Raw genomic sequence first — 5,000 nt, forward strand, 5'->3', positions numbered from 1 at the left:
CGCTGCAGATCAAGACCGGCTCCATGTCCCGTTCCGACCGCATGGCGAAGTACAACCAGCTGCTGCGCATCGAGGAAGACCTCGGCGACATCGCCAGCTACCCGGGCCGCAGCGCGTTTTACAACCTTCGGTAATCTTCCTCAGGACTGGGGGGAATGGCATGCCACACAGAGCTTGTTGCCATCCGGGTCACGAAAATAGGCGCCGTAGTAGTGCTCGTGGTATTCCGGCCGCAGGCCGGGCTCCCCTTCCGAGGTGCCGCCGTTTGCAAGCGCGGCGGCAAAGGCTTCGTTGACGATCGCCCTGCTCTCGGCCAGGAATGCCGTCATCTGCCCGTTTCCCGCCGCGTGCGGCTGCTGGTCAAAGGGTCTGCCGATGAGAAAGAGCGGACGCGGACCGGGATTCGATTGCCAGCCGGCCCACGGGCGGCTGCGGTCGCAGAAACGTGGTCGGACACCAAGGACGGCCATGAGAGGATCGTAGAAACTGAGTGCCCTGTCAAAGTCGCTGACGCCGACGAAGATGTGAGAGAACATGCGCGGAGCTCCAGAGTTGACGGAGCGTCCAGTGTAATGCCGGGATAACGAAAGCCGCTAGACCGTGCGGTCTTTCCCATCGGAAGTGCCCCTGCAGCAACTGGCCGGCTTGCCGTCCGCAGCGTGCGGTTCATTCCATCCCAGTTCGCTCCGAATCTCGCTGAGGGACGGAAGCGGCCCATTGCTTGCGAAGCGGCGTTGCAGATACTCGCGTACCTGTTCCTTGGTCGGGGCTTGGTAGGTTTCCATGTTGGAGTGCGATGACATCAGGGTGAAAATAACCTGCGTAGCGATTTGCGTGCCAGATGCTTCAGCATGGAGGAAAACGAACTGCATTCGATGGGACGAGCGATGGAATGCGGCGCCGGCAGCGGATGCACCCTGCCTTTCCTTGCAGACTTGCCGGCTGCCTTGCCGTGCGTGCCGGACCGATGATTCATGGCTCACCCCGCGTGTTCCGTCGTTGGATGAGGATAGGTTAGACGGGCTTGCTTACGTGGATCTGACTTGGGGGATGGTGGGGAAATCTGCGATTGAAGGCGAGTGGATGCGGCCGGATGACTGCTGCTCGAAGCATCCGCCTACTTCTTCGCCTTGTCGTCGCCCTCTTCTTCCTCTTCCGCTTCCTCGGTGATCGCAAGGTTGAACCCCGAATCGCCACCCCCGCCGTCCTTGCCGCGACTGCCGCGCAGCTTGATCTGCAGCCGCAGCTCGTTGGCCGAGTCAGCATTGCGGATCGCCTCGTCGTAGCTGATGAAACCCTCGTTGTACAGGTCGAACAGCGCCTGGTCGAAGGTGCGCATGCCGAGTTCCTTCGACTTGGCCATGGTTTCCTTGATGGCGTGGAACTGGCCCTTCAGGATCTGCTCGGCGATGGTCGGCGTGTTGAGCAGGATTTCGATCGCCGCCTTGCGGCCCTTGCCGTCCTCGGTCCTGACCAGGCGCTGCGAGATGATGGCGCGCAGGTTGGAGGACAGGTCGCCCAGCAGCTGGTTGCGCCGCTCTTCCGGGAAGAAGTTGATGATGCGGTCGATGGTCTGGTTGGCATTGTTGGCGTGCAGCGTGCCAAGGCAGAGGTGGCCGGTCTCGGCAAAGGCGATCGCATGCTCCATCGTTTCCGTGTCGCGGATTTCGCCGATCAGGATGACGTCGGGCGCCTGGCGCAGGGTGTTCTTCAGTGCGTGGTGCCAGGTATGCGTATCGACGCCGACCTCGCGGTGCGTGATCAGGCAGGACTTGTTCTTGTGGACATACTCGACCGGATCCTCGACGGTGATGATGTGGCCGGAGGAGCTGGCATTGCGGTGGTCGATCATCGCCGCGAGCGTGGTCGACTTGCCGGAACCGGTGCCGCCGACGACCAGCACGAGGCCGCGCTTGGTCATGATCACGTCCTTCAGGATCTCGGGCAACTGCAGCTTTTCGAAGCTGGGGATCTCGGCTGCAATGGTACGGATCACCATGCCCACCTGTTGCTGCTGCACGAAGACGTTCACGCGGAAGCGGCAGACCTGCGGAATCGAGATGGCGAAATTGCACTCGAGGTCGCTCTCGAATTCCTTGAGCTGCTTCTCGTTCATCAGCGAGTTCGCAAGCTTCCTCGTGACCTCGCCCGTGAGCTTCTGCTGGCTGAGCGGCTTCATCGAACCCTGGTGCTTCATGCTGGGCGGGAAGTCGGCGGAGATGAAGAGATCCGAACCGCCCTGCTGATGCATGACCTTGAGCAGTTGATGCATGTATGCACGGGCTTCTTCGAGACCGAAGGTAGAGGACATGGCTGCCTTTCTTGTACTGGCCGGTGTGGACGTGCAGCCATTATGTTTCCGCGTGGCCAGAGACGGCAAGATGTTTGTCACGGAAAACCACGAGGTTGCAAGAATTACATCCGGCGTGTACAAAATATTGCGCACTTTCTTCCCCTGCTGCACATCGTTCCGCGAATTCACCCCTTTACCCCTTCCGTCTTCTTCCCATGCAGGCGCCGCCTTGCCTGTTATCAGTCCGACATCGCTTGGCATAGCGCTTGCTGAACGCTGAAGCAGCCATAGAAAAGGAGGTTCGATGCAACGCGCCGCGTTTTTTCATGAACGCAACTGCGCACCCTGCCGACACAGGCAGCGGCGTGTCCTTCTTTAACTGTTCCATTCGCGATGCACCACGCGCGAATTCCGTCTAACCCAGTCAAGGAGCGATTCATGGATACAACCAATACCCCCCTCGGCACCGGCACCATCAAGTCGGGCAACGGCAGCGATACGGCATCCGCCGCCGCACAGGCAACCAGGGGCACGTTCAATGAGATGAAGGGCACCGCACAGCGTTCGGCGGCCACGCTGCGCAGCGAACTGTCCGGCCTGAAGAATGATCTCGATGCGCTGGTCAACCGTTCAGCCAGCATGTCCGACGATGAGCTGACCCAGGCGCATGCCCAACTGATGGCGAAGTTCAGCTCGGTGCGCTACGCCGCCAAAGGCATCGCCAGCGAAGCATCGCGCCAGTTCAACCGCGGCATGGAGACCACCACCGGCTACGTGAAGGACAAGCCGATGCAATCCGTCGCCGTTGCCGTCGGCACCGGCCTGCTGCTCGGCCTGCTGTTCAAGCGCCGCTAGGCCGGCTGACCGTCGCGATGCCCCGGAATTACGCATAAGGAAGACCTCATGTTTTCAGCCCTACACAAGTCCAGGCAGCTCTATCTGATCACGCTGGAGCGGGTCGGTGATTACATGGACCTGCTGCGCGTCGAGTTGAAGATCCGCGAGCACAACATCGCACTTCGACTCGCGGGATTCGCCGTGGCCGGCCTGTTTGCCTTGCTGGCCACGATATTCCTCGGCATCGCGATCATCGTCAGCTTCTGGACGTCGGAATACCGGACGCTGGCTGCATGGTTCGTGGTCTTCCTGTATGGCGCGATTGCGGGCGTCAGCCTGAACATGTGCCTGAAGCATTTCCGTTCGCCGTCGCTCACCACGACACTGCGCACGGAATTTCAGCGCGATATCGACGTCATCAAGGAAGCCCTATGAGCGGTCCATCACTCGAAGAAGAACGGAAGGCCATCCTGGAGCGAATGCAAATGCGTAGAGAAAGCTATCGGCGCGCACTCAATGGCGGTCCCGATCTCGACCAGATTCCTGCCGATCCGGTCGCGGCCCGCGCATTGCCATCGACTGCGCACGTGCAGCACGTTTATCCGACGCACCGTCCTGTTCCAACGCGCTTCCCCAGAAGCACCCTGATGCGCGTGCTCATGGACCACCCGGTCCTGTGCGCGGCAGGTGTGGCGGCACTGGTCGCGATCGGTCCCCGCAGGATCATCAAGACGATTGCGACGGGCGCTACCGCGGTCGGGACTTTGACCGCAAACAATCAGACGAACGTCGATCTGCTTGGCAAGGTCTTAACCATGGCAGGAGCGTACGTCCAGGGACGTACCAACGAGTAGCCTTCCGGAGCGCGCCGGCGTCGTGCCGGTGCGGCAGTTTCGGGAACACCTGGTTTTATTTGTCAACCTGAAAGGAAAAATCATGAAAAAAATCGTTTCCATACTGAGCATTATGATGTTTGCCTTCAGCCTGTCCGCTTGCAATACGATGAAGGGTTTCGGGAAGGACGTGGAGCGCGGCGGAGAGAAGGTTCAGGGCGCGGCTGATCGCAACAAGTAACCTGCTTTTGTACCTTGTTGCTCCCCCTTGGGTGTGTTGCGGCGCACGAGGGGGCATTTGTACGTCTCTTTGGTGACCCGATGCTTTAGGCTCTCCGTGGGGACTTGCCGGGACTGGCCCCGGCGGGCCACTCACTTTCTTTGCTTCGCCAAAGAAAGTAAGCAAAGAAAGGCGACCCTGGTCCGCAGCCCCTTCGGGGTTCCCGAAAAAATCCGGCACAAGGCGGGAAGCGCAAAAACTCGCCTTCGGCTCAGACATTTGCCCTTCTCTTTCCGCCTTGTGCCGGATTTTTTCGGCTGCGTACAAGGGTGAACTGCCAACCCATCCCCACCCTAACCCTCCCCTTGAAGGGGAGGGAATTTGCTGCGGGCTCATCACCGTCTGTTGTTCACTCACATAGGTAACACTTTTGTTTAGGTACATGGGTAACAGCCTCACTTTTTCACCTGCGCCAATCCGACCTTGAACAGTTCCCTCCCCTTCAAGGGGAGGGTCAGGGTGGGGATGGGGTTTCGCTCTTCCCCCTTGTACGCAGCCGAAAAATCCGACGCCGAAGCGGATAAAGAAGCGAAATCTGTCTGAGCTCCGAGCGCAGCGAGGGCGAGTTATTTCGCTTCCCGCTTCGGCGTCGGATTTTTCGGGTACCCCGAAGGGGCTGCGGACCAGGGTGGTACGGTTTACTCTGATCGGTAACACATTAATTCAAGCACATGGGTAACAGTTTTTTACCCTATGGCTATCTTCATTGCTGGAGAGAGCCATGCCTTGGAAGGATGTCAAACCGATGGACGAGAAG

9 protein-coding genes and 1 pseudogene are annotated in these 5,000 nt (G+C 59.4%); 6 read left to right on the plus strand and 4 right to left on the minus strand.

The features are described from left to right. Positions 1 to 134: pseudogene (gene eno / locus ACNOHI_RS24390) on the plus strand (phosphopyruvate hydratase); the annotation flags it as partial. 6 nt (positions 135 to 140) lie between these two features. Here eno and ACNOHI_RS24395 read toward each other — a convergent pair. The 4 genes from ACNOHI_RS24395 to ACNOHI_RS24410 form a co-directional block, all read right to left on the minus strand. Beyond that, complete coding sequence (locus ACNOHI_RS24395) at positions 141 to 536, minus strand: VOC family protein (RefSeq protein ID WP_420477323.1); 396 nt, start codon at positions 534 to 536, stop codon at positions 141 to 143. A 57-nt stretch (positions 537 to 593) separates the two neighbouring features. Further along, positions 594 to 785, minus strand: coding sequence for a hypothetical protein (locus tag ACNOHI_RS24400; RefSeq protein WP_420477324.1), 192 nt, complete (start codon positions 783 to 785; stop codon positions 594 to 596). Positions 786 to 802: 17 nt separating this feature from the next. Further along, complete coding sequence (locus tag ACNOHI_RS24405) at positions 803 to 976, minus strand: hypothetical protein (protein ID WP_420477325.1); 174 nt, start codon at positions 974 to 976, stop codon at positions 803 to 805. 141 nt (positions 977 to 1,117) lie between these two features. After that, on the minus strand, positions 1,118 to 2,311 hold the full coding sequence (locus ACNOHI_RS24410; protein ID WP_420477326.1) for a PilT/PilU family type 4a pilus ATPase: 1,194 nt from the start codon (positions 2,309 to 2,311) through the stop codon (positions 1,118 to 1,120). Between ACNOHI_RS24410 and ACNOHI_RS24415 the strand changes: the two genes are divergently transcribed. From ACNOHI_RS24415 to ACNOHI_RS24435, 5 genes are all read left to right on the plus strand, one after another. Continuing rightward, entirely contained in the window at positions 2,310 to 2,573 is a 264-nt protein-coding gene (locus ACNOHI_RS24415; RefSeq protein ID WP_420477327.1) for a hypothetical protein, read from the plus strand. The genes ACNOHI_RS24410 and ACNOHI_RS24415 overlap by 2 nt on opposite strands. A 158-nt stretch (positions 2,574 to 2,731) precedes the next feature. Beyond that, positions 2,732 to 3,148, plus strand: a complete 417-nt coding sequence (locus ACNOHI_RS24420; protein ID WP_420477328.1) for a DUF883 family protein — start codon at positions 2,732 to 2,734, stop codon at positions 3,146 to 3,148. A 48-nt stretch (positions 3,149 to 3,196) separates the two neighbouring features. Next, positions 3,197 to 3,565, plus strand: a complete 369-nt coding sequence (locus tag ACNOHI_RS24425) for a phage holin family protein (RefSeq protein WP_420477329.1) — start codon at positions 3,197 to 3,199, stop codon at positions 3,563 to 3,565. After that, complete coding sequence (locus tag ACNOHI_RS24430) at positions 3,562 to 3,984, plus strand: hypothetical protein (RefSeq protein ID WP_420477330.1); 423 nt, start codon at positions 3,562 to 3,564, stop codon at positions 3,982 to 3,984. Before ACNOHI_RS24425 ends, ACNOHI_RS24430 begins: the two co-directional genes overlap by 4 nt. Before the next feature lie 82 nt (positions 3,985 to 4,066). Continuing rightward, complete coding sequence (locus ACNOHI_RS24435) at positions 4,067 to 4,204, plus strand: entericidin A/B family lipoprotein (RefSeq protein WP_420477331.1); 138 nt, start codon at positions 4,067 to 4,069, stop codon at positions 4,202 to 4,204. Positions 4,205 to 5,000 lie beyond the last annotated feature (796 nt).

Source organism: Noviherbaspirillum sp. ST9 (assembly GCF_048799745.1).
Classification (GTDB): Bacteria; Pseudomonadota; Gammaproteobacteria; order Burkholderiales; family Burkholderiaceae_D; genus Noviherbaspirillum.